This is a genomic window from Bacillus sp. (in: firmicutes) (assembly GCF_031983925.1).
Taxonomy (GTDB): domain Bacteria; phylum Bacillota; class Bacilli; order Bacillales; family Bacillaceae_G; genus Bacillus_A; species Bacillus_A pacificus.
This window is the reverse complement of sequence record NZ_DALYZR010000001.1, coordinates 454,435-477,870: the sequence shown is the minus strand read 5'-3', so window position 1 is coordinate 477,870 and position 23,436 is coordinate 454,435. Positions and strand designations below refer to the sequence as shown.

At 34.1% G+C, this 23,436-nt stretch carries 21 protein-coding genes and 1 pseudogene; 4 read left to right on the top strand and 18 right to left on the bottom strand.

Annotation, left to right across the window (positions count from 1 at the left end; genetic code table 11):
• Positions 1-18 precede the first annotated feature (18 nt).
• From RTP99_RS02595 to RTP99_RS02525, 15 genes and pseudogenes are all read right to left on the bottom strand, one after another.
• Entirely contained in the window at positions 19-1,284 is a 1,266-nt protein-coding gene (locus RTP99_RS02595) for an MFS transporter (RefSeq protein WP_041184660.1), read from the bottom strand.
• 148 nt (positions 1,285-1,432) lie between these two features.
• Entirely contained in the window at positions 1,433-1,768 is a 336-nt protein-coding gene (locus RTP99_RS02590) for a YrdB family protein (protein WP_000023130.1), read from the bottom strand.
• 285 nt (positions 1,769-2,053) lie between these two features.
• A complete protein-coding gene (locus RTP99_RS02585; RefSeq protein WP_000438143.1) occupies positions 2,054-3,811 on the bottom strand; it encodes an MFS transporter in 1,758 nt (585 codons plus the stop codon).
• Between the two features lie 36 nt (positions 3,812-3,847).
• Positions 3,848-4,385 (bottom strand): annotated as a pseudogene (locus RTP99_RS02580) (PadR family transcriptional regulator).
• A 176-nt stretch (positions 4,386-4,561) separates the two neighbouring features.
• Complete coding sequence (locus RTP99_RS02575; RefSeq protein WP_000427383.1) at positions 4,562-5,374, bottom strand: polyphosphate kinase 2 family protein; 813 nt, start codon at positions 5,372-5,374, stop codon at positions 4,562-4,564.
• A 272-nt stretch (positions 5,375-5,646) separates the two neighbouring features.
• Positions 5,647-6,588, bottom strand: coding sequence for an ROK family protein (locus RTP99_RS02570; RefSeq protein WP_000521667.1), 942 nt, complete (start codon positions 6,586-6,588; stop codon positions 5,647-5,649).
• A gap of 19 nt (positions 6,589-6,607) precedes the next feature.
• Positions 6,608-7,531, bottom strand: a complete 924-nt coding sequence (gene pfkB, locus RTP99_RS02565; RefSeq protein ID WP_000562124.1) for a 1-phosphofructokinase — start codon at positions 7,529-7,531, stop codon at positions 6,608-6,610.
• Positions 7,532-7,543: 12 nt separating this feature from the next.
• Entirely contained in the window at positions 7,544-8,389 is an 846-nt protein-coding gene (locus RTP99_RS02560; protein ID WP_000961492.1) for a tagatose-bisphosphate aldolase subunit GatY, read from the bottom strand.
• A gap of 4 nt (positions 8,390-8,393) precedes the next feature.
• Positions 8,394-9,557: an N-acetylglucosamine-6-phosphate deacetylase gene (gene nagA, locus RTP99_RS02555; RefSeq protein WP_001110429.1), complete on the bottom strand. Its 1,164-nt coding sequence runs from the start codon at positions 9,555-9,557 to the stop codon at positions 8,394-8,396.
• Between the two features lie 6 nt (positions 9,558-9,563).
• The gene (locus RTP99_RS02550; RefSeq protein ID WP_000924263.1) at positions 9,564-10,751 is read right to left on the bottom strand and encodes an SIS domain-containing protein; all 1,188 of its coding nucleotides are present in this window, start codon (positions 10,749-10,751) and stop codon (positions 9,564-9,566) included.
• Between the two features lie 77 nt (positions 10,752-10,828).
• Positions 10,829-11,548 (bottom strand): GntR family transcriptional regulator, encoded by a 720-nt coding sequence (locus tag RTP99_RS02545; RefSeq protein WP_000560688.1) that lies wholly within the window; start codon positions 11,546-11,548, stop codon positions 10,829-10,831.
• Between the two features lie 164 nt (positions 11,549-11,712).
• Positions 11,713-12,978, bottom strand: coding sequence for a Gfo/Idh/MocA family protein (locus RTP99_RS02540; RefSeq protein ID WP_042874859.1), 1,266 nt, complete (start codon positions 12,976-12,978; stop codon positions 11,713-11,715).
• Positions 12,979-13,004: 26 nt separating this feature from the next.
• The gene (locus tag RTP99_RS02535) at positions 13,005-13,838 is read right to left on the bottom strand and encodes a carbohydrate ABC transporter permease (RefSeq protein ID WP_011040212.1); all 834 of its coding nucleotides are present in this window, start codon (positions 13,836-13,838) and stop codon (positions 13,005-13,007) included.
• Positions 13,831-14,775 (bottom strand): carbohydrate ABC transporter permease, encoded by a 945-nt coding sequence (locus RTP99_RS02530; RefSeq protein ID WP_000389887.1) that lies wholly within the window; start codon positions 14,773-14,775, stop codon positions 13,831-13,833. The genes RTP99_RS02535 and RTP99_RS02530 overlap by 8 nt, the downstream gene beginning before the upstream one ends.
• 53 nt (positions 14,776-14,828) lie before the next feature.
• The gene (locus RTP99_RS02525) at positions 14,829-16,079 is read right to left on the bottom strand and encodes an ABC transporter substrate-binding protein (RefSeq protein ID WP_000758670.1); all 1,251 of its coding nucleotides are present in this window, start codon (positions 16,077-16,079) and stop codon (positions 14,829-14,831) included.
• A gap of 431 nt (positions 16,080-16,510) precedes the next feature.
• Here RTP99_RS02525 and RTP99_RS02520 point away from each other — a divergent pair, with 431 nt between their 5' ends.
• The 3 genes from RTP99_RS02520 (at position 16,511) to RTP99_RS02510 (ending at position 19,661) form a co-directional block, all read left to right on the top strand.
• Positions 16,511-17,374 carry a PucR family transcriptional regulator gene (locus RTP99_RS02520; protein ID WP_000615935.1) on the top strand — a complete coding sequence of 288 codons (864 nt, stop codon included), beginning with the start codon at positions 16,511-16,513 and terminating at the stop codon, positions 17,372-17,374.
• A gap of 102 nt (positions 17,375-17,476) precedes the next feature.
• A complete protein-coding gene (locus RTP99_RS02515; RefSeq protein ID WP_000829438.1) occupies positions 17,477-18,580 on the top strand; it encodes an ABC transporter ATP-binding protein in 1,104 nt (367 codons plus the stop codon).
• Between the two features lie 616 nt (positions 18,581-19,196).
• A complete protein-coding gene (locus tag RTP99_RS02510) occupies positions 19,197-19,661 on the top strand; it encodes a hypothetical protein (RefSeq protein WP_000823326.1) in 465 nt (154 codons plus the stop codon).
• A gap of 19 nt (positions 19,662-19,680) precedes the next feature.
• Here the strand turns inward: RTP99_RS02510 and RTP99_RS02505 are convergent, their stop codons facing one another.
• A complete protein-coding gene (locus RTP99_RS02505) occupies positions 19,681-19,959 on the bottom strand; it encodes a hypothetical protein (protein WP_046646890.1) in 279 nt (92 codons plus the stop codon).
• 29 nt (positions 19,960-19,988) lie between these two features.
• Positions 19,989-21,251, bottom strand: coding sequence for an MFS transporter (locus tag RTP99_RS02500; RefSeq protein WP_001161145.1), 1,263 nt, complete (start codon positions 21,249-21,251; stop codon positions 19,989-19,991).
• 130 nt (positions 21,252-21,381) lie between these two features.
• Here RTP99_RS02500 and RTP99_RS02495 point away from each other — a divergent pair, with 130 nt between their 5' ends.
• A complete protein-coding gene (locus tag RTP99_RS02495; RefSeq protein ID WP_000848386.1) occupies positions 21,382-21,915 on the top strand; it encodes a GNAT family N-acetyltransferase in 534 nt (177 codons plus the stop codon).
• 34 nt (positions 21,916-21,949) lie between these two features.
• On the opposite strand, the gene RTP99_RS02490 is transcribed toward RTP99_RS02495, so the two are convergent.
• Entirely contained in the window at positions 21,950-23,362 is a 1,413-nt protein-coding gene (locus RTP99_RS02490; RefSeq protein WP_000756005.1) for an S-layer homology domain-containing protein, read from the bottom strand.
• Positions 23,363-23,436 lie beyond the last annotated feature (74 nt).

Sequence of the window (23,436 nt, the reverse complement as noted above, 5' to 3'; positions counted from 1 at the left end):
AACCTCACTTCAATTTCGTTATCCTTTTCGGGACCATATCACAACAGGAATAAGCATGAAAGCTAACCCCCCTCCAGCTAATGATAATGCCGCATAACTTGAATTCGCCACTACCATTCCTGACATCGCTCCACCTGAAGCTCCAGCTAGCGCAATAAACACATCTATTTTCCCTTGTGTCTTTGCACGTGTGGAAGGGATAGTTGCATCAACAATTTGAGCCGTACCACTTATTAAACCGAGGTTCCATCCTAATCCAAGTAATGACAAAGCAACAATTAATAGTATTAAAGAATCACTTGGCGCTATCGCCGCTATGACACCTGCTGCTAGTAAAATTACTCCGCCTGCTATACTCATCGTAGTTCTACCGATTTTATCAATTAACATTCCTGTAACAAGAGACGGAAGATACATTGCACCCACATGAAAACCAATCACAAGTCCTACTGCACTTAATCCATGACCGTGGTGTCCCATATGCACTGGCGTCATCGTCATAATCGCAACCATCACGATTTGCGTAAGTATCATTACGATAGCTCCAACTGTAATGCCTCTTTTATTTTCTTTCGCTTCTTCTGTTACCGGTTGGCCTTTATATGTATGTTCTTGTTTATATGATTCTATCATATTAGCAATAAGTAACGGATCGGGACGAAGCATAACAAATAGTACAAGACCCGCCAGTATAAATGCAGCTGCTGATAATATGAACGGACCAGCAAGTTCAGGAATTCCAATTGAATGAGCAAACCTTCCCATTACACCTACTAAATTGGGACCTGCGACCGCACCAAAAGTCGTCATTACCATCGTAATACTAATAGCAGTTGCTCTTTGCTTCTTATTCGCTAAATCCGTTCCAGCATAACGCGCTTGTAAATTTGTAGCTGTGCCCGCGCCATATATGAGTAAAGAAACTAGTAAAAGAATAATACTATTTATTAAAGCTGCCAACACAACGCCAATAGCTCCTAGTCCGCCTACTATAAAACCTGCTGCAAGCCCTACGCGGCGACCATACTTTTGTGATAACTTCCCAACAAAGAAAGCCGCTACCGCCGATCCCATCGTAAACATAGCAGCCGGTAAACCTGCAAATGCATCTGTCCCTAGCATTTGCTGCGCAAGAAGTGCACCTACCGTAATGCCAGCAGCCAATCCTGCTCCGCCGAACATTTGTGAAATACTTACGATTATTAACGTTCGTTTGTATAATTTTTGTTGCTCATCTTCTGTATACATACGATTGCTTATTGAAACATCTGCTGTATCTATTATTTCCTCATCCTCTCTATAAAACTAATCCCCTTTGTTAATGTACTATAGAACAACAAAATCCTCTAATTTTTAACACCGCTCTTTTGTATTATTAAAATACAATATAAAACTACATGACATGTAATTTTATATAGATACTGTAGTAAATTTACTGTTTCCAGACAATGATTAAAGTGCGATTTATTATAAATAACACGGCAAGAATAATAGCAAAGGATTTTTGATCAACAACATATAGAGCAACAGAGCTAACTCCAAACAAGATGATTTCTAGCATAAACCTATATGGTTCTGGCAATTTTAATGATGCTTTAGGTGCAATGAACCGCCCCCATATTATTGCAAAAAGTAGTGGTGAACCAATACCAAAAACATATTTCCCATATACATTCCAAAAAAATTGAAAGCCCCAATAACATAGTGATGCAAGAGCACATAATTCTAGAAAAAATCGAATCCCCAGATTTATATGTTTTATAGACATATACAACCTCCTTGAAAACATATGTAGAATCCTATAAAAGTAATATTATGCATCCTATATTTGAACTTGATACGTACCTATTCATTGTATGTAAAAATACTTATTCATACTATTCAGTTCATCTTTGATTTTGGCTGATAATGAATGAGAGTAAATACTTCATGATAGTGACACATATGTCTATAAGCACAAAGGAAAGAACTCCGCCATTCATGTTTCGTCCGTGGAGTTCTTTCCTTTGTTAATAGCCAACTTTCAATAATTAGAATAAAATTCATGTTTGGCCTATTTCCCTTCCAATCCCCCTACTACCCTTTTTTCCCTTCTTTTACTCAAAGCTTTCCCTTCCCAAAATAACAAACTCACTAAAGCAAAGAGTAAAATAATTGGCACACTCGCTTTATATAAATCTGTAAAACTCATAGCCATCTGATTCTTAGCATAATGATTCACATCGTTCGAAAATGCACGTACTTCTTTCTTTATACTTTCTTCTTGTTTTTCAACTTCATTTGTCACTTGATTCATAACTTCTTCTCTTTTTATATCTCTATATTCTACTGGAACAGCATTTAATACTTCATCTACTTTTTGGTGAATTAATTCGTCTTTTTTCTCTTTATTTAACCCTACAAATTTTTCATTTTGATGCTTTTCTACATTCGTTTCTATACTTTGATTCTCTATTTTTTCTTTTGTTACTTGTAATATCTCAGCTTGCTCGACACTACTCACATGAATATTACGCACCTTTTCTTCTGCATAACGATATACATTCTCTTTATTTACAGTTAAGTTGTGAGTTAAGTTAGATACAAATATTGCGACCGCTAATACAATTCCAACTTGTCGTAACATCGATACAACACTTTGAGAAGCAGTTAATAATTCTCCTTCAAACGAAGACGCACTTAAAACTGTAATTGGCCCTACTACTAAACCATATCCAGCACCTAATATCATACATGGAATAATAATTTCTATATTTGTTGAATTAACATCAATCATTTGCAACCAATAATAAGATAGGCCCATAACAAGAAAGCCTGATAAAATAATAGTTACTTTTCCGAGTTTTTTAATTAAAGTTGCTGCAGCTGGTGAGACAAAAAATATCATTACTGAAATAGGTGTCACTAAAAAAGCTGCTTCAATTTCCGTTCGACCTTGTATTTTCGTTAAGAATGTTGGAAGTAATACAGTAACTCCAATTAAAAATACATTACTTAATATGACAACGATAGATGCTCCGACAAACATTCGATCTTTAAATAAATTTAAATTCACCATCGGATTATGAATCTTTCGCTCTACTAGAACAAATAGAATAAGAGAAATAGTACTAAGTGCATAACAAGACAAAGCTATATTACTTTGCCATCCCCATGTATTTCCTTTTACTAATATGAGAGTAAAAGAAAAAATTGCTAAGCTACTTAATAGTAGTCCTACCCAATCTATTTTTGAGATAATACGTTCTTCATTTTTTATTTTTAACATAGTGCAGCATAAAAGGATTCCAAGAATACAAATTGGAACATTTACGAAGAACACCCATCTCCAACCGAAATTTTGTGTAATAATTCCACCTATTACTGGTCCCATTGCAGCTGACAGACCTTGTGTTACGCCTAAAATTGCAAGTGCAACATGCCTCTTAGCTAACGGCATAGCTGATACACCAATTACCATACTAGTTGGAAATAAAATCGCTGCCCCTACACTTTGGATAAAGCGAGAAAAGATAAGAAAATCTCCCGTATTAGCAAAAGCACACAGTACTGACCCGCCACCAAAAATCACCAAACCAAGAATATACATCTTTGCTTTTCCAAAGATATCAGCTATCCGCCCTAGTGGGATAGCAAGTACTGCTATTGTCATTGTATAAACATTTAATACCCAAGACATCTTTTCCAATGAAGTATTTACACTCGTTTGTATCGCTGGCAAAGCTATATTCATAATAGTCGTATCAATCATACAAAGAAATATACCTAAACACATTAAAAGGACAATCTTAATACCCTTTGATTGCTCCATATTCATCCACCCCTTTATTTATTGTGAACGTGCTTTTCATTCTTCTGTTTTATTGTTTTTTTGTTTCTAATTGTTCTAGTTTTCTTTTCAATGTCTCAACTTGAGCACTATACGATGCGATACCTACATCGAGTGAAATTTCCTCAACAAAAGTAATACCTTCTCTCCACTTTTCATATTTCAGACGTAGATCCGCAATGTATGCTTCTTTCCTTTCAATTTCGTCCTTAATCCATTTTTTTATCGCCTGATCATCGCTATAATTACCGAAATACATCCTCATTAAAAAATCTGAACGTAAAACATCTTTCTCTACATCCGTTTGCATGTATTGATAAAACTCTTCACGCCCCTCATCTGTAATAAAGTACATTTTCTTATTTGGTTTCCCTTCTTGCATAACAACTTCTTTTTTTATTTTCCCCTCTTTTTCCAACTGTCGTAACGTTGGATAGATCATTCCAAAACTTCCATCAAAGAAATGAGTAAATACGTCTTCAAACACAATTTTAATATCATAACCAGATAATTCTTTTTCCATCAACAAACCTAAAACAACATCTCTTCCCTTCAAAATAAGACCCCCACATAGCATATAATCAATAATCATATTAACATTGTTAATATGATTATTGATTATATACCTTATTCTGTTAATTGTAAAATGTTTCTAAATAAAAAATACCCTGTAATTTTGTTGTTCCAAATTACAGGGTATCTCTACTTTATATTTCATATGTAAACCTTGTACTATTTTACAACTACATCTTGATTCGTTTCAAAGTCTTCCGTCTTACCTTCTTTCATTTCATAATAATAAGAAGGCAATTCTATACCATGCTCTACAAAATAATCCTCAATTAACGAAATAATCACTTTCAACGTTTTCAAACGTGCGTATAATTTATCGTTGCTCGCGATTATTTGCCATTTTGCATTTGGCTTATTTGTTTTTTCAAACATGTCTTCCATTGCTTCAACATACTCGTCCCATTTTTCACGGTTACGCCAATCTTCATCTGTAATTTTCCATCTTTTTAAAGGATTATTCTCTCTATCTTTAAACCTCTTTAACTGTTCATCTTTACTAATATGATAGAAAAACTTCCCGATTATATAATGATCATCTGTTAGTAGTTTTTCAAAATCATTAATCTCACCATACGCTCTCATCCACTCTTCCTTTGTAGCAAAACCTTCAACACGCTCAACTAACACGCGGCCGTACCACGAGCGATCGAAAATAGTAATTTGCCCGTACTGAGGTAGTTTCCGCCAGAAACGTTGCAAGTAATGGTACCGTTTCTCATGAGGTGCTGGTGCTCCAATTGGATTTACTTGAAACCCACGCGGATCAAGGTGCTCTGTCACTCGTTTAATCGCTCCGCCTTTTCCAGCCGCATCCCAGCCTTCCATAACGAGCATAACTGCAATTTTTTCTTCTTTTACAATTTGCTGCAACGCTAATAAGCGCCTTTGATATTTTTCAAGTTTCTTATTGTACTTAGATTTCGATTCAATTCTTTTCGTTACATCTACTTTAGCAAGAACTCCATTTTCCATAAAACAAATCCCCCTTGTTGTATGACAATGTTATCTTACCATACTTTTTGGTAATTTCTTCATAATTATATTCCTTTTGACTTATACTTCAAATCGAGAACCGAAATGATAAATCACATCCGTACATATTTTATAGCACATCATCAACAAATGTATATTCCTATTAATATTTCAAACAAAAACAACCATCAGCTGATATATAAACAAGATAATGGTTGTTTGAAAATAAAAAGCTCTACGTGTTAACTATTCTCGATAAATATCTTCTAAAATTATATATTCATTGATTTTTCCTCACATTGATTCAACGCTACATAACAAGCTCCATATACACCAGCATCATTATGTAATGATGCTAAAGCGATTTCCACCTTATTTTGATAGATATCCATTATTTTGTCATGGAACCTTTCTTGAATTTGTTTCAAAAATGGTTCACCTTGCTCTGTAATACCTCCCCCAATAATAATTAATTCGGGGTTAAATATATAAGTAATATTTACTAAACCAGCAACAACATACTGTAGAAACTGCTCATATACATCCTTTGCCAATCGTTCTCCTCTGTACATACGTTCTATAATTTCTTCACCTGTGATTGTGCCTATCTCTAGCCCTTGAATTTTTGATGCTTCTTTATACTGACGAATCAATGCCGAAGTCGATGCATATCTCTCATAACATCCCTCTCCACCACAACTACATTTTTCTCCATTATGAACAATTATCATATGACCAAGCTCTCCTGCTAATCCTTTCACTCCCTGAAGCATTTTGCCATTTGTAATGATTCCACTACCAATCCCGGTTCCAAGTGTGATTAAAACAATATGTTCTTTCCCCTGCCCTACTCCTTTCCACATTTCACCGAGACAAGCTGAACGAACATCATTTTCAATACTCGCCACATACCCTGTCTCACTATAAATGTAATCTGCTATTTTTGTACCGCTATATCCCGAAATATTGGCAGAATACAGAACTTCCCCCTTGATATTATCGATAATCCCACACGATGATACACCTACAGAATGAATTTTATAGCTCTTTTCAAACTCATATATTACTTCACAAATGCGATACAAAATTTCTTTCTTTTGACTTTGTACTGGTGTTTTTATTTTCCCTTGTTCATGTACTATTCCTTGTTCATCAATCATTGCATATTTTATAAAAGTTCCTCCAATATCAAAACAAGCAACGTACTTCCCCATATTTCTCCCCTTCCTACTTTTAGACAATTGTAATTTCATTATAGAAATTCTCTACATTTTTAAGTTGTATGTAACCTGTTATTTCCTCAGCTGCGTTAGCCATTCCACACGCCACTGAAAAACGAAGTGCATCCCTTATCCCATACCCCTTTGCGAGTGCTAACGTTATTCCTGCAACCATTGCGTCACCTGAGCCAACGGCATTGATAGTTTTTACTTCTGAAATAATTGCCCTTATGCTTTCATCTTTCGTAATAAGTATCGCTCCTTCTCTTCCAAGTGATAACAAAACATACTGCACGCCCCTCTCACAAATTTTAGTTGCTTCCGCAATCATTTCTTCCTGTGACACACGTTTTTTTTGAAGCAACTGACAAATTTCTTGCCTGTTTGGTTTAATTAAAAATGGTTTTCCTTGTATGCCATGAAATAAGGGCTCTCCACTTGTATCTAATATGAATTTCTTACCATTTTCAGCCGCCTTTTGTGCCAACTGTTTATAAAATGACTTTGAAATACCCTTAGGTAAACTTCCCGATGCAACAATAAACTCAAAATCTTTTACTATCTTTTCATATTTTTTTATAAAAAGAGCTATTTCATCCTCCGAAATAGTTGGCCCTGCTTCTAACACTTCAGTAGCCGACGCAGATTTTTTTGTGATTAACGCTATACAATTACGAGTTTCTTCTTTAATGGAAACAAACTCATCAACAATTGATAGATTTTCCAATTTCCCCCTTATGAACTCGCCATTACTACCACCGAGTAACCCAACTCCTGTTACTTCTTCTCCCAGCAAACGAAGTACTCTCGATACATTAATACCTTTTCCACCGGCAGTTTTTTCATAGTCTTTCGTACGATGTACTTTGTTTAGTTTTAATTCCCCTAATTCATATCGCATATCAACAGATGGATTCAATGTAATTGTCGCGATCATAAGAATATCCCCTTACACACGATTGAAACTTTTGCACATCTTTATTTTATCTACAACAACCCGTTTCATCGCCATAATTGCATCTGAAAAATATTTACGCGGATCATTTTCTTCTGGATGAGAATGTAGATAATGACGTAATGCTGTTCCGAATGCAATTTTCAACTCTGTTGCAATATTCACTTTACAAATTCCTAAACGAATCGTTTCTTGCACTAAACTATCCGATAACCCAGAGGCACCATGTAGTACAAGAGGAATATTGACTTGCTTTCTGATATTTATTAATCTTTGTAAATCTAATTTTGGTTCCCCTTTATATAGTCCATGTGCCGTTCCAATTGCAACTGCCAATGAGTCAATATTCGTGCGTTCTACAAATTCTTTCGCTTGGTAAGGATCTGTATAAATTGAGTTTTCTACTTTTATATCTTCTTCTATTCCTGATAATTGCCCTAATTCAGCCTCTACTGTTACTCCATATTGTTTTGCATACAACGAAACTTCCTGAACAATCTGAACATTTTCTTCAAATGGATGATGCGATGCATCAATCATAACAGAGCGAACTCCTGAATCAATACAATTTTTAATATCACTTATATCCTCATGATGATCTAAATGTAGGCTAATTGGTATTTCATATTGCTTTCTCGCTGCTTCAATCATATGCAAAAGATATTCTTTTCCCATATATTTTATTGTGCCTGGTGTAGCAGCTATAATAACAGGTGACCTAAGCTCTACTGCGGATTCAATTACTGCTTTTAAAGTTTCTAAATTATGAATATTAAAAGCCGGAACCGCATAACCCTGTTCTTGTGCATTTCTCAGTATAAATTGAGTTGAAACAAGCATACTCTCAAATCCTCTCTTTATTCTTTTTATATTTCATTTCTCCCCCTACAACTGTTCCTATAAGATCTAAATCCTCTGTTAATATAAGAAAATCAGCTCTTTTCCCTAGTGCTATACTTCCAATTTCATTATCAACTCCAATACTTTTAGCAGGAATTAACGATCCCATATGAACACATTCCCATAACGATGCATTTGTCCATTTCTCTATATTCTTCACACCATCAATAAATCGAAGTGTACTTCCTGCTAAAGAACCCGCCTCTGTTTGGGCAATGCCGTCTTGCACTTGGACAACAAATTCTCCTAAATTATATGTGCCATCCCCTAATAAGCCCGCTCGCATACAGTCACTAACTAAACAAGTTTTGTCGTATCCTTTACATTTATATAAAATATTCACTACGCTTGGATGTACATGATGTCCATCTACAATGATTTCACCATACACATGCTCAGTTGAGAGTACCGCTCCAACAACGCCAGGTTCACGGTGATGTAATCCTTTCATTCCATTAAACGTATGCACAAAAATCGTCGCTCCTGCTTGAATCGCATTCTGGCATATCTCATAGTTTGCATTCGTATGCCCAATTGCTACATGAATATTCTTTTTCACAGCATGATGTATACACGCAATAGCACCTTTCCTCTCTGGTGCCATGGCAATTTTTTTAATTGTCCCTTCTGATGCAACAATCCACTCCTCTAACATTTCAATGGTTGGATCAATAAAATATTTAGAGTTTTGTGCACCTTTATAGACCTCCGTAAAACAAGGTCCCTCAAGAAAAGCTCCAATAATATTGGCCCCTTCCACTCCTCTTTTTTTTGCATGAGCTATATTTTTTAAAGCTTTCATTATATTTTCCGAAGAATCAGTTAATGTTGTGGGTAAAAAACTCGTAACACCATTTTCCAATAACATAATAGAAATATTGTTTAACGATTCATATGTGCTATCCATTACATCATGTCCCGCTACACCGTGAATATGTGTATCCACAAATCCTGGAGAAATAATACTTCCTTCAAAATCCATTACTAACGCTCCGTCTACTATTTCTTCAACATGTTTTAGAAAGTAGCCATTTACAATATGTAAATATCCACCCTCACGAACACCATCTTCTAGTAGATACATAGATGCTTTGACATAGTAGTTCATAAATTGCTATTCCTTTCCTTTATAAGGATGTACTGTTACCCCTCGAACGATACGATTTACACTTCCACTTGGACAAGGGTTATCTGGAGTAATCCCTAATGCAATAGATTTATATAACGCTAAAATTTGTCCGTATAATATATAAATAAACGTAATATACATGTCATCTTTCAGATTGCGTCCGTCATTGCATAAAAACGTATTTGAATTTCGCCTTGCTTCCTGATTATCTTGATGTGCTATAACAATAATCTCGCTTCTTTCTTTCTCTTGAAAAAGCTCTTTTAATAAATCAAGATCATATTTTTTCGTATACTCATCATTAGATAAAAATAATAGAACAACTGTACCCTTATCTAAAATTGATTTCGGTCCATGCCTAAACCCAAGTGTTGTGTCAAACGTAACTGGGATACGACCAGCAGTTAACTCTAAAAATTTTAAAGCAGCCTCTCGAGAAAGTCCCTCGAATACGCCTGATCCTAAAAATACAATTTTACGAAATTCTTTTTCTGCAATTCGTTGAATTTCCTGTTCTTGTTTTTTGATTACATCTTTTCCTAATCTTACAATATCCATAATGCTAGGTTCTAAAAGATGGGTCTGATTATAGTTACATAACATAAGTGCAGTTAACATCATAGAAGTAAAACTTCCTGTCATTGCAAACCCTTGATCGTTTGCCTCCTGTGGCATATACATAACAAAGGCGTTCTCTTTATGCTGAAATTGCTTCGCTAAATTTCCTTCTTCATTACATGTTAAAATAATATGATAAACTGAATGAATAATTTGTTCTCCTAATTGCACTGCCGCTACACTTTCTGGACTATTGCCTGAGCGAGCAAAGGACACTAAAATTGTTGGGATGTCTGGCTGAAGATAGTAATAAGGACTTGAGACTATATTTGTTGTTGGAATGCTTTCAATATGCATTTTCTTTAAATCCGTAATCCTTTTTACATATGGAACAATTGTGTCTCCAACAAAAGCGGATGTCCCTGCACCAGTGAAAATCACCCTCACTTGTTCATGATCTCTTGAAATACGTGAAAAGAAGTCTATAATTTCATGATGTTTGCTTTGAAAATTCAAATATACTTGCTCCCAAAGATCTGGCTGTTGTGCAATTTCTTTCGCTGTAAAACACGCTCCATATGTTTCTCTTATTTCATCATTTGCATGTAATAACATTTCAGAACCCCCTTAATATTAGTCCACATCTTATCACGTCATCATTACCAGTTGAATTACAATAAGTATAACTATACTTATTGTAATTCAACTGTGTAAGTAAATTTATCTCCTCTTGCAATGGTCTGTGTGTATTCAATTATATTTTCTTTCGCATATGCAATACGTTCTAGAGATAAAGATGGTTCATTCTTTTCAACTTGTAGCCATGTTGCATGCTCTTTTTCTGCTGCAATCGCTTTGAAACTTTCCACCGCACGTGTGATATGAACTTGGTATTTTTTACGGAAAATCTCGTACATTGGTGTTTCTTCTAATTCTTTCTTCGTTAAATATGGAAAGAACTTTACAGGAATATAAGATGTTTCAAATAGCATGGGTTCTTTATCAGCTAACCTTAATCTCGTAATTTGATACACCTCTTCTCCATTGTTAAGATTCATAATTTTCGATATTTTTTTATCGCAATGAATTATGGAAAATGATACGACTGTTGATGATGGAACCTTTCCAAATTTTTTCATTTCTTCTGTGAAACTATAAAAACGGACAAGACTTTGATTAAATACACGAGGTGAGACAAAACTCCCTTTACCATGTTTTTTATAAATATATCCTTCTTTTTCTAATTCTTGCATCGTCTGCCTTACTGTTGTTCTACTTACATCATGAATCTCGCATAGTTCACGTTCTGATGGAAGCTTATCATGTTCTTGTAAATTCCCAGTTTCAATTTGCTCCACAATAATATCCATTAGTTGGTAGTATAATGGTGTTCGATTATCTTTTGCAATCATGTTTTACTCCCTCATCTATAAAGTTGTTATGACCAGTTTATGGCTATTATATCGAATGAAAATAGGAATTACCATTACTTTCTCACAGAGAAAGATAAGCTTATTCTATCTGTTAAAATTTACTTGAATCGTATATTTAATTTGTTTCTTTATATGCACTCTTCTTACTTTGCTAGATTCATCGATTGTTGTAACTCTTTCACATATTGCTTAAGATTTACTGTTTCACCCGTTATTCTTGATCTTTCAGCAGCAAATGCAATCAAATGACTATTTGCCGAAATCATTGCAGACGTTAAACTTTCTGTTTTATTGCTTTTTACCTTTTCGATAAAATCAGTCATAATTGCATTATCTGCTCCCATATGTCCACCTTCTATTGTTTTTGGGTAAATCGTTTCAACTTCACCTGAAAAATATTTGACCTTCAATTCATTTAATACATCATGACCATGAATTTCACCATGTGTTCCCATAATTTTAAACGTACGGCAACACTCTTTTGTAAATGCAGACATTGTAAAAGCAACTGTTACATCATTATCAAACAGCAAATTTACTACTTGATGATCCACAACATCATTGTCACAATGGTACACACAACGCCCATAAGGTCCCTTTTTTAGTGCCTCCAGTCTATTTTCAATGCTTGTATCAATAGAAACTACATTCGCTGGCCATTCATCTCTCTCATGTAAATACCATTTTAAAGCAGAATATTGGCAGTTTCCCTCAACTTCACAACCATCTGTACAACGTAACGTCGAACCCTTAGGTGCATGTTCAGATTTAAAATGAGTCAAACTTCCAAAAGATGAAATCTTTTCACACTCTGCACCCACAAGCCATTGTAGCACATCCATATCATGACAACATTTTTGCAAAATCATTGAACTTGATTCAGACTTATTACGCCAATTCCCTCTTACAAAACTATGTGCTTGATGCCAATGACCGACATTTTCATTCCATTGAATTGAAACGATATCCCCTATCTTCTTTTGATCAACAATTTCTTTTAAAGTCCTATAGAATGGTGCATACCTTAACACGTGACATACCGTTAATAACACGTTATATCTCGTGGCAGCCTCTGCAATTTCCAATGTCTCTGTAGGACTTGGTGACATTGGTTTTTCTAATAAAATTTTGTATCCCTTCTCAATCGCTTGCATTACAGGTTTATAATGAAACCGGTCGGGCGAACAAATAAGCAATACATCACAAAGCTTTTCTTTCGCTAATAACTCTTCCCATGTTTCAAATTGCATATCTTCCGAAACGTTATGCATTTCAGAGAATTTCTGTCTTTTTGCATTATCCAATTCTGCAACCGCAACAAAAGTTATCTCTGTTGGATGTTCTAACGCGTAAGAAGCATAAGCGTACATTCCACGACTTCCTGCCCCAATTAATGCCGCCGTAATCATACATATCCTCTCCTATTCTATTATTCTTATTTTCCACCTGTAATTGTAATTCCTTCAATAAATTGTTTTTGTAAAAAAATAAACAATAACAACATTGGTAAAATCGCTAAAAATGATCCCGCCATTAGTACAGGATAGTTTGTTGCATATTGCCCTTGTAGTGAAGATAAGCCAACTGATAATGTCATCATATCTGGTGAATTATTTACAATCATCGGCCACATCAATTCATTCCAAGACCAGAATGTTGTAAATATACCAAGTGCAATTAAACCTGGTTTCGCAAGTGGCAGCATAACATACCAATAAATTTGGAAGTGATTGCAACCATCTAATCTCGCTGCTTCTTCTAGTTCCTTTGGAACGCCCATAAAAAACTGACGCAATAAAAAGGTACCAAATGCACTAAATAACCCAGGTACAATTACCGCTTGTAATGTATTCAACCAATCCAGTTTTACCATAATTAAATATTGTGGAAGCAAAAACACTTGAGCTGGAACCATTAGGACGGAAAGAGTAAGTAAAAACAGTACACTTCTACCTGGAAATTGTATTCTAGCAAAAGCATAAGCTGCTAATGAGCATAAAAACAACTGCCCAATCGTTCTAGCTATTGTAACAATTACAGTATTCATCATAAATTTTAAAAATGGTAATAAGTTGAATATTTCCGTATAGTTACTCCACATAAATTGAGATGGGATAATAACTGGTGAAACTTGAACAGATTCTGCATAAGTCTTTAGAGACGTTAATATCATCCAAATAAAAGGACCCATGGTTAATAAGGCACCTATGATAAGCATTGCATGAATCATAATTTTATTTTTATTGACTGCACCTACTCTTTTATTCATCATAATGCACCCACTTTTTCTGTAATATCATTTGAATCGCTGTAATGATTAATATAATAATTAATAATACAACTGCTATGGCTGCCGAATATCCTTTTTCATTCAAAATAAAGGCATTTTGATAAAATAAATAAACAATAGATTGTGTATTTTCAATTACATTACTTGTTCTACCAATCATCATAAAGATGAGATCGAATACTTGAAATGCCCCAATTAAAGACATAATCGTTACAAAGAAAATAACTGGCGATAAAAGTGGCAATGTAATCTTAAAGAAAATTGTAATTGGCCGGGCTCCATCCATAATTGCTGCTTCATAGTATGTTTTAGGGATGTTTTGGAGACCAGATAGAAAAATAACCATGTTATATCCTATCCCACCCCAAATCGCAACTATAATAATTGAATATAATGCAATGTTAGGGTTGGTAAGCCAATTAGGACCATCAATTCCAAAGCATGATAACATGTAATTGAGTAACCCATAGTCAGAATTATAGATCCATTTCCATACCATCGCGATTGCAGCAGGCATTGTAATAACAGGTAAAAAATATAATGTTCTATACAGGGATTTCCCTTTAATGTTTTGATTTAATAGCACCGCTAATATGATGGATAAAAATATACTGATTGGAACAGTAAGCACGATATAAATAAATGTATTTTGAAAAGCCTTTCCTAAATCTTGATCAGTAAACATCTTTTTATAGTTTTCTAATCCAATCCATTCATAGCTACCAAACGCATCCCACGCTGTAAAACTAAAATAAATATTTTGCAAAATTGGCCACATATAAAAAATGAATAATCCTAGCATAGTTGGGGCAATCATGACATATGCCCATATATAATCTAATTTCTTTTTCTTTTTATATTTTTTTTGTATATGTGTGTTTTTTTGCTCCACTACCTTTATTGATAGATCCTCCATCTCTTCACTCCTCCCATAATTTTTGATTTAAAGCAAGGAGAGGATCCCTCTCCTTATTTTTTAGAAAGAACTTCATTTGCTTTCTCTGTTAATTCTTTTGTTGCATCTTCAACATTCAATTCTCCTCCCCATACCCTTTTTAATACTTTTGTTTCTTGCTCCCATAAAGCTCCTGTATTTTTCACACTCGGTAATGGGTAAGAATATTCAAGACCAGTGATATACGCTTGTAAATTCAAGTTTGGAACGGATTTAACCCATGCTTCTTGTGTTCCATTAAAAGCAGGAATAACTGTTCCAGTTTCTGCAAACACATCTGCTGCCTCTTTAGAACCTAAATATTTCACAAATTCCCAAGCTGCATCCGGATATTTTGTTTTCGCTGAGATGACATTTGCTAGACCATGAATCATAACAGCTCTTTCTTTCCCTTTTGGCATAACAGCAATATTTAAATCAGGATTTTTCTTATATTCTGGTACCATCCAAGGCCCATCAAAAATCATCGCTACTTTACCTGATAAAAACAAATCAGATGCTGTTGTCTCTGTCATTTGAGCAAATGTTGGTGATAATCCTTCTTTAATAAAACTAATGTTATAATTAAACGCTTCAATTGCTTGTGGTTTATTAAATCCTACTGTTTTTTTATCTTTAGAAAGAACATACCCTTTATTTTGGTAAATGAGATCATAATAGCCACCTTGATTTCCCATTGCTGCTGCAAATCCCCAAACATCTTTTTCCTTTTTCGTCAATTTTTTTGCAGCTTCTTTCATTTTCTCCCAATCCCATGAATCATCTGGATATGCTACTCCAGCTTCATCAAATAATTTTTTATTATACCAAAGTGCCGTTGTATCAAAATCTTTTGGAATACCGTAAGTTTTATTATCTACTGTATATAAATCAACTAAAGATTTCGGATAATTTTCCAATTTATACTTATCCTTTTTCGCTTTATCATCCAAAGGCATCAATACTTTCCCCGAAGCGTATTTCACAACATTTGGACCATTCATCCAAAATACATCCGGCAATGCATTTCCTGTTGCTGCCGTTTCAAGCTTCTGAAAATACTGCCCGTACGCTGTTAATTCTATTTTCACCTTAATATTCGGATGTTTTTCATTAAACTGTTGGACCACTTTCTCCACTGCTGGTAGCTGTTTCTTATCCCAAAGTGCATATCGTAATTCTATTTTTTCATCTTTAGATGACGTGTTAACTTTTTCGCCACTGTTAGAACAGCCTACTATTGTCAATAACAATGTTGACAAAAAGAAAATAAACCACTTTTTCATCCCTGTTCCTCCCCTGAAAATAATCATCTATATAACAAAATCTTTACTTATGTTTCTTTTAACTCACTGATGACAAATTAAACTAATATAATCAACTTTACAAAAGGTTTGGAGCTCCCCTTAAAGAAAACGTTTACAAAAAATATTCATTGATAAAAAACAATGCTCTTCTCTCCCTTCCCTATCAAATTTAGTAGACTTATGTCATTACCAGTTGAAGGAATAAACTATCATTGATATATTATTTATACATATACCAATTTAATCACGACATGATGTTGTCATTACCAGTTGTTATGAAGTATAACACTATCACTTTTTCCTCCGCAATATATTTTCTGAATTTTTTTAATTTTATAACAAACCATCTTAATCCATTATCCCTATATAATTTGTTATTAATAAATAATATAAAGATAAGGAGTGTTCATATGATTCAACAATTAAAAAAATATTACGCTAAAGATATAAAAATTAATGAAGCAATACTTTCTGAAGATTACAGTTGGTTTTTGATTGACGGGAATAGAGTAGGAATTCGTAAATCTCGCTTACATAAACGGGAGGGGCAATTGCTTTCATCCCTCTTAACTCCCATCCATACTGACACATGCTACGAAACAAAAATAGAAAAGTATTGGTACGAAGCGTTATATCAGAGTAAAGATATTCAAATAACATCTGTACGCTTTTTACATTTCTTCACAACACATCCTATAACGGAACGAGAAGAATTTCATAATGCTTTACATTCAATACTTGGTTTTGATACTCCTACAATATGGGAAACTTCACAAACTGGAGTCCTCATCTTAACAGAAAATACATCTGAATATAGATTGCAAACAGCCCTTGATACGCTAGAAACAGATTTTTTTATATCCTTATCCTTTTTTGTCGGCAGACACTACACCCAAACCAATCAAGTTTCTCACTTGTATCAATGGGAACGAAATTTATTTTCTTATCTTTCTCCCTATTTATCAAAGAAAATTACATACATTGAACAACTTCTCCCTTATCAATTAATGACCTTATTACCAAAAGAAAAGAGAGAAAAATATACAAACCGTTTATTAGAAAATGTTTCCAATGATAAAGAACTAATAGAGAGTATTAAAGTATTCTTCCAATGTAATTTAAATGTATCACTTGCGGCTAAACAATTATATTTACACCGAAATACTTTACAGTATAGAATTGACAAATTTATTGAAAAAACAGGATTGAATATAAAAACATTTGAAGGTGCTGTGGCTGTTTATTTGGCTTTTCTTTCTTTGAACATCTCGTAATTTTGCATAAAAAAATTAACATTTTTTGTGCAACTTACCAATTCACCTTACATTAAATAAAACTTATAATTCAGTTAATTATAAAAATAGGGGCGATGTATAATGGCTGAACTCGTATTAAATCATATTTTCAAATTATACGATAATAAAACAACTGCTGTTTCTGATTTCAATTTACATATTCAAGATAAAGAGTTTATTGTATTTGTTGGTCCTTCTGGTTGTGGAAAATCAACTACTCTACGTATGATTGCAGGTTTAGAAGACATTTCTGACGGCTCATTTTATATTGATGGTAAACTTATGAATGACGTCGCTCCAAAAGATCGTGACATTGCAATGGTATTTCAAAATTACGCACTATACCCACATATGTCTGTTTACGATAATATGGCGTTTGGTTTAAAATTACGAAAACTACCAAAAGATGAAATTAATCGTCGTGTAACTGAGGCAGCAAAAATATTAGGTCTTGAAGATTATTTAAAGCGAAAACCAAAAGCATTATCGGGTGGACAGCGCCAGCGTGTTGCATTAGGAAGAGCTATCGTTCGTGATGCAAAAGTATTCTTAATGGACGAGCCTCTATCCAATTTAGATGCTAAATTACGTGTAAGTATGCGTTCAGAAATTTCTAAGCTTCATCGCCGCTTAAACACAACTACTATATATGTAACACATGACCAAACGGAAGCAATGACAATGGCATCACGCCTTGTTGTGATGAAAGATGGTATCATACAACAAGTTGGTACACCAAAAGAAGTCTATGATACTCCTGAAAATGTTTTTGTTGGCGGATTCATTGGTTCTCCGGCCATGAATTTTTTTACTGGAACATTAAAAGATAACTATTTTCATATAGAAAATATTCGTTTTAAAGTACCAGAAGGGCAATTAAAAAAATTGCAGAAAAAGGGATATAACAAAAAAACACTTATACTCGGTATTCGTCCAGAAGACATTCACGATGAACCAATTGTCCTTCAATCTTCTCCCGATTCAACTGTCGAAATTAATGTTGAAGTTGCTGAACTATTAGGCGCTGAGACTATGATACATGGAAAACTTGAAAATCAAAGTTTTGTCGCACGAATTAATGCTCGATCAGAACTGAAAGCTGGCGATAAGCTTTCAGTAGCCTTTAGTTTAACAAAAGCACATTTTTTTGATAGTGAGACAGAACTACGTATACGTAACAATTAAATACGCTTAATCGATTATTCTAAAATTAGACGTACAAAAAAGCTGTGTAGTATGACCTTTACACAGCTTCCTTCTTTAATCCCCTAAACATAAACATCCTATTACATTTAACGTTATGATGAGGGAATTCTTCTCTTAAACATTTTGATATTAATCATTTTATTTGTAGGGCTAAGGGGATGACCGTCCGTTTAATTAAAAACAAATGAACGCTGTTAGTATCACATACCATTGCCATATTAACCATATCAAGCTCGTTACATATCCCTTCAACCAACACTTTAAAACATTCTTCTATTATCATTTATTTCCGAAAAATTAAAACAAAAAATCTGAAGACACTATCTAAACTTCGGATACTTAAAGAACCACGATCCTTACGGTTTTTAGTAGTATTCCGGATCCAACTTCCCTTTCATTTCATTCCATGCCTAAAGGCGGATCGGCTTTCTTGTTTAGAAAAAGCTGTAATAAAACTAAATACAAGCATAGCAAATAATATAATAACTCCTAACCCAATATTCATAAAACGAACCCCTTATATTATATAGTATATCTTAACATAAAGAGAAGATAATAATAAATAAATCCGTTACAGAATGGGAGCTCTCAAAAAATGAAACGAAAAATATTAACTCTCTTTACGCTTATATGCTTAGCACTACCAATACAAGCTAGTGCATACACATTTCAATCACTACCAATTGCATCAAAGTCTAAACAATGGTATATCGAAATTGATAAATCTCATAACGTAAACAAGCAAGCAATCCAGCCAAAACAAGGTGTATTTGATACATATAGTTTACTCGTAAAAAACATCGGTCATGATGTATCAAACGTATCCGTGGAAATACTTGATAACAATCCTACCTCTAAAGCTACCTTTAAACCTACTACACCTAATGAAAATATTTCTAAAAGTCATACAAGCTTTGACTACATGGTATTCCCATTAGACTTTAATAGCCATAATTTTAAAGTTGTGATTACTTGGGAAGAAAAGAACTTTTCTTACAACGGCCATCCAGTAAATGAAAGTAAAAAAATGAAACAAACATTTGTATTTAATGAAGAGTAAGCCCTAATTTAATTAGGGCTTACTCTTCATTTACAAAACCAGTTTGAATGGCTTCTGTCACTTCTTTTGTGATGTCCAGTTTTGTTGCATCGGTGCTAATTTTCTTATACCAAATATGCACGGAAGGCTTTTCGTTACAAAAATGTTTTATTAATACTAGTTGATTATATGCTAGCTTATTTTCTCTTTGGGTAGCAATATAGACTGTGAAATTTTTTGCTTCAAAGACCTTTTCCTGCAAAGTATATTGGTTGTCCCATTCCTTTGCGACTATATCGTTCAAATTTTCTATAAGCATATAAGTCGTTCCCACCTTCCCTTATATCATCAATCAAATCTTCGAATACTCGGCACACATAATGCTACTCCAATTGTTACAAGTACTAAAATAGCTAGTGTTATAATCGTTATCTCGCCACCTATGACAGTAGCTAACCACCCTACAACTACATAACCTAGTGGCAATAAAGCAAATGAACCTAACATATCAAGGCTTGCCACTCTTCCAAATGCTTCTTCTGGCACAAGCTCTTGTAAACTCGTCTCCCAAATGAGTCCAAATATCATCATACCGAACCCTTCAATTGCCATTAATATAATTAAAACAGGTGCCCAAGTAATGAACGGCATTATTAAAAGCGCACAACCACTTATTAAAACACCACCATAGGCAAGTACTCCCCGCTTATACCACCGTTCTCTCCCGCCAAATATTAGCGCAGCAACTACAGCTCCAACACCAGAGGATGCCATGCCTAATCCATACACATATGCTTCAAAATGATGATGAACATTAAATAACCATGGAATTAATACGACGATAATTCCTGCATAACAAATATTGATGAAAGAAAAGACTAAAATTGTAATCCATAGCCACGGATGACTTTTTAAAACAAAAACACCTTCCATAAATTCTTGTTTATAATCGACTTTTTTCTTTTCAATAGATTTTACTTTTTTAAACTTTATTTCTCTTAAAAATAATAAACAAAAAAATGATAACAAATACGTTACTGCATCTAGTCCAAACCCTATTCCAGCAGATGCAACTGAAACGATTAATCCTCCAAGAGCTGGTCCAATTAGTCGTATACCTTGATTACTCATTTGCGTTAATGCATTAGCTGCATTGCGAATTTCTGGTACAAATACTTTCGCTCTTACAGCCGCATACGCTGGCTGAAATATGCCTTCCATAAGTCCATATAATGCTACAAGTACATATAGAAGTGGAATTGTTAATACATCCATAAATATAAGTGTTGCAAGTAATAGCATTAATATGCAGCGAATTATATCTGTAAATAACATTACTTTCACCCGATCCATTCGATCTACGACTAATCCAGCAAACGGTAACGCAAGAATATTAGGGAGCATGTACATTGCCATAGTCATTCCCATTACAACTGTTGAACCAGTTAATGAATACACAACGACTGGCAAAATAACCATCGTTATCGAACTACCTAAAGTCGAAAGCAATTGCCCAATCCATAAAAATTTAAAATGTGGTGACGCTTTAACTGGCAATAGCAATTTACCGATATAGCTTAATTTTTTCTCTGTTGGTATTTCTCCTTGCATACCTCTCTCCTCTTTTCGAAGGATTAAATCCTCCTAATAAAATGTTTTATTTTTAATAATATTCAATCTAATTATATATGAAATTATTAAATTTATGGTAATATTATCAAGAACATAAAGGAGATAATATATGAAAACAATTGAGACAGAAAGACTCATACTACGCTCATTACAATTATATGACGCTCTAGTAATCGAAAAATTAGCTAGCGATTATGATGTTGCTAAAACAACCCTATCTATTCCACACCCATATCCAAAAGGCTCTGCAAAAGATTTCATTACACATATGATACAAGCAGAGATCGATAAAAAAGTTGTGATTTTTTCTATAATAGATAAGAATAATAAAGAATTAATAGGTGTAATTAATTTAAATTTAAATCATATTCATAAACGTGGGGAACTGGCCTATTGGGTTGGAAAGCCTTATTGGGGAAATGGATTTGGTACCGAAGCAGCGAAAACACTACTACACTATGGATTCAACGAGCTGCATTTAAATAAAATATTCGCTGCAGCTTTTACAAATAATCCTGGTTCATGGCGAATTATGGAGAAAATCGGAATGAAACATGAAGGAACGTTTAAACAGCATGTTGTAAAATCTGGTGAACCTATGGATATTACATACTATGGAATATTACTTGATGAATATAAATAAAAAGGTGTTTTCATAAATGAAAACACCTTTTTATTTATAATTTTAAGTTCTTCTTCAATGTCCAATATTTTTCTTGCGCATTTTCAAATGAAAATTCTACCCAGCCATTTGGATCTTCACGATATACATTTACTTTTGTACCATTTTCTAATTTTCCAACTTCATTTTGTGTCACATTTGGTACACTCTTAATTGGATTGTTAAACGGGAATGGAACTTGATAGTAAGATCCTACCGATTGGACAGTAGCTTTTGCATCTTTTGCATAATCTGTATAAGGAATCGCTTCACTTAATACTTCTACATTTAATGTATTAGGGTTTTTCGGTAGTCGTTTTGCATTTTGGTAATCTGCTTTATTAAAAGGCTTAATGCGTTCCATGATATTAGCGATTTTTCCAGCCCATGCTGTATCTGTTGAATACATAACATTCATTGCTGGCAATGTGTAACCTTTGAAATATCTTGCACCCTCTTCTAAGTAGTTCTTTTTTACATAATCAGCGTTATATGAAATACTTAGTCCGTATGACGGCAAATATTTTGCATATGCAAATGGATCACGATCATATGCTCTTAAACCAAATAAATTATGTTTACGATATGCAATTTCTGATTTACCGTAACCAGATTCTAAGATTGCATGTGCAGCTAAGTATAGTGCATTCACACCATACTCATTTTGCGCTTTAATAAAGTCTTGTCCAATTCCAACTAACGGGCTATCTGGATGGAATCTTTGAATATAATTATCAATCTCTTGCGCTGTTACGTTAGATGGTAATGTCACATCTAGATTAATATATGAAGGCTGTTCAGCAGGAACATCCTTTTTAATTTGCATCGCTCTATATAACAATTGTGCATAGCTTTCACGTGTTAATACACCTGATGGATCAAATCCTCCAAGTCCATTCCCTATTGATACACCATTAGATTGCAATGCACTAATTGCTTCTTTTGCCCACCAATATGATGCATCTATATCATTAAATGTATGTGGTGCTTTTACTTCTAATTTAAATGCTCTTTGCAAAATAACAGACATTTCAGCACGAGTTAATGATTCTTTCGGTCTAAACGTTCCTTTATCATCACCTACGAAAATCCCCATATCTGTTAATGCTAAAATTTCCTTTGGGAACATTGTCGTTCCTGCACTAATATCAGAGTATGGATTTTTATAATCACTTTTTGCTTCTGGTTTTAATGCGCGATACATTAATGCTGCTACTTGCTCACGAGTTACAACATCTCCGAAGCCGAATTTACCATTATCGTAACCTGCAATAATCCCTTTTGACGTTAAATCAGTAATTGCTTCAAGTGCCCAATGATTTTTTGGAACGTCTGGAAATTCTTTTGTAGATGCAAACGAAGTTGCTGGAGCCATCACTACTTGAAGCGCGACTGTCACTGCTAACACATTAGAAATAACTTTTTTCATAAATTTTTTAACACGTTTTTTATATGCTTGTCCCGTGTTAACTTGCCTCCCTTTATCGTATAATTTTCCCTATT

Bases quoted from the DNA above. Each gene is read 5' to 3' on its own strand.
- RTP99_RS02525 (WP_000758670.1), bottom strand. From the start codon at position 16,079: ATGAAAAAGTGGTTTATTTTCTTTTTGTCAACATTGTTATTGACAATA.
- RTP99_RS02590 (WP_000023130.1), bottom strand. From the start codon at position 1,768: ATGTCTATAAAACATATAAATCTGGGGATTCGATTTTTTCTAGAATTA.
- RTP99_RS02490 (WP_000756005.1), bottom strand. From the start codon at position 23,362: ATGAAAAAAGTTATTTCTAATGTGTTAGCAGTGACAGTCGCGCTTCAA.
- RTP99_RS02540 (WP_042874859.1), bottom strand. From the start codon at position 12,978: ATGATTACGGCGGCATTAATTGGGGCAGGAAGTCGTGGAATGTACGCT.
- RTP99_RS02570 (WP_000521667.1), bottom strand. From the start codon at position 6,588: ATGGGGAAGTACGTTGCTTGTTTTGATATTGGAGGAACTTTTATAAAA.
- RTP99_RS02550 (WP_000924263.1), bottom strand. From the start codon at position 10,751: ATGTTATTACATGCAAATGATGAAATAAGAGAAACATATGGAGCGTGT.
- RTP99_RS02560 (WP_000961492.1), bottom strand. From the start codon at position 8,389: ATGCTTGTTTCAACTCAATTTATACTGAGAAATGCACAAGAACAGGGT.
- nagA (WP_001110429.1), bottom strand. From the start codon at position 9,557: ATGAACTACTATGTCAAAGCATCTATGTATCTACTAGAAGATGGTGTT.
- pfkB (WP_000562124.1), bottom strand. From the start codon at position 7,531: ATGATCGCGACAATTACATTGAATCCATCTGTTGATATGCGATATGAA.
- RTP99_RS02520 (WP_000615935.1), top strand. From the start codon at position 16,511: ATGATTCAACAATTAAAAAAATATTACGCTAAAGATATAAAAATTAAT.
- RTP99_RS02515 (WP_000829438.1), top strand. From the start codon at position 17,477: ATGGCTGAACTCGTATTAAATCATATTTTCAAATTATACGATAATAAA.
- RTP99_RS02575 (WP_000427383.1), bottom strand. From the start codon at position 5,374: ATGGAAAATGGAGTTCTTGCTAAAGTAGATGTAACGAAAAGAATTGAA.
- RTP99_RS02530 (WP_000389887.1), bottom strand. From the start codon at position 14,775: ATGGAGGATCTATCAATAAAGGTAGTGGAGCAAAAAAACACACATATA.
- RTP99_RS02505 (WP_046646890.1), bottom strand. From the start codon at position 19,959: ATGCTTATAGAAAATTTGAACGATATAGTCGCAAAGGAATGGGACAAC.
- RTP99_RS02535 (WP_011040212.1), bottom strand. From the start codon at position 13,838: ATGAATAAAAGAGTAGGTGCAGTCAATAAAAATAAAATTATGATTCAT.
- RTP99_RS02585 (WP_000438143.1), bottom strand. From the start codon at position 3,811: ATGGAGCAATCAAAGGGTATTAAGATTGTCCTTTTAATGTGTTTAGGT.
- RTP99_RS02545 (WP_000560688.1), bottom strand. From the start codon at position 11,548: ATGATTGCAAAAGATAATCGAACACCATTATACTACCAACTAATGGAT.
- RTP99_RS02500 (WP_001161145.1), bottom strand. From the start codon at position 21,251: ATGCAAGGAGAAATACCAACAGAGAAAAAATTAAGCTATATCGGTAAA.
- RTP99_RS02510 (WP_000823326.1), top strand. From the start codon at position 19,197: ATGAAACGAAAAATATTAACTCTCTTTACGCTTATATGCTTAGCACTA.
- RTP99_RS02495 (WP_000848386.1), top strand. From the start codon at position 21,382: ATGAAAACAATTGAGACAGAAAGACTCATACTACGCTCATTACAATTA.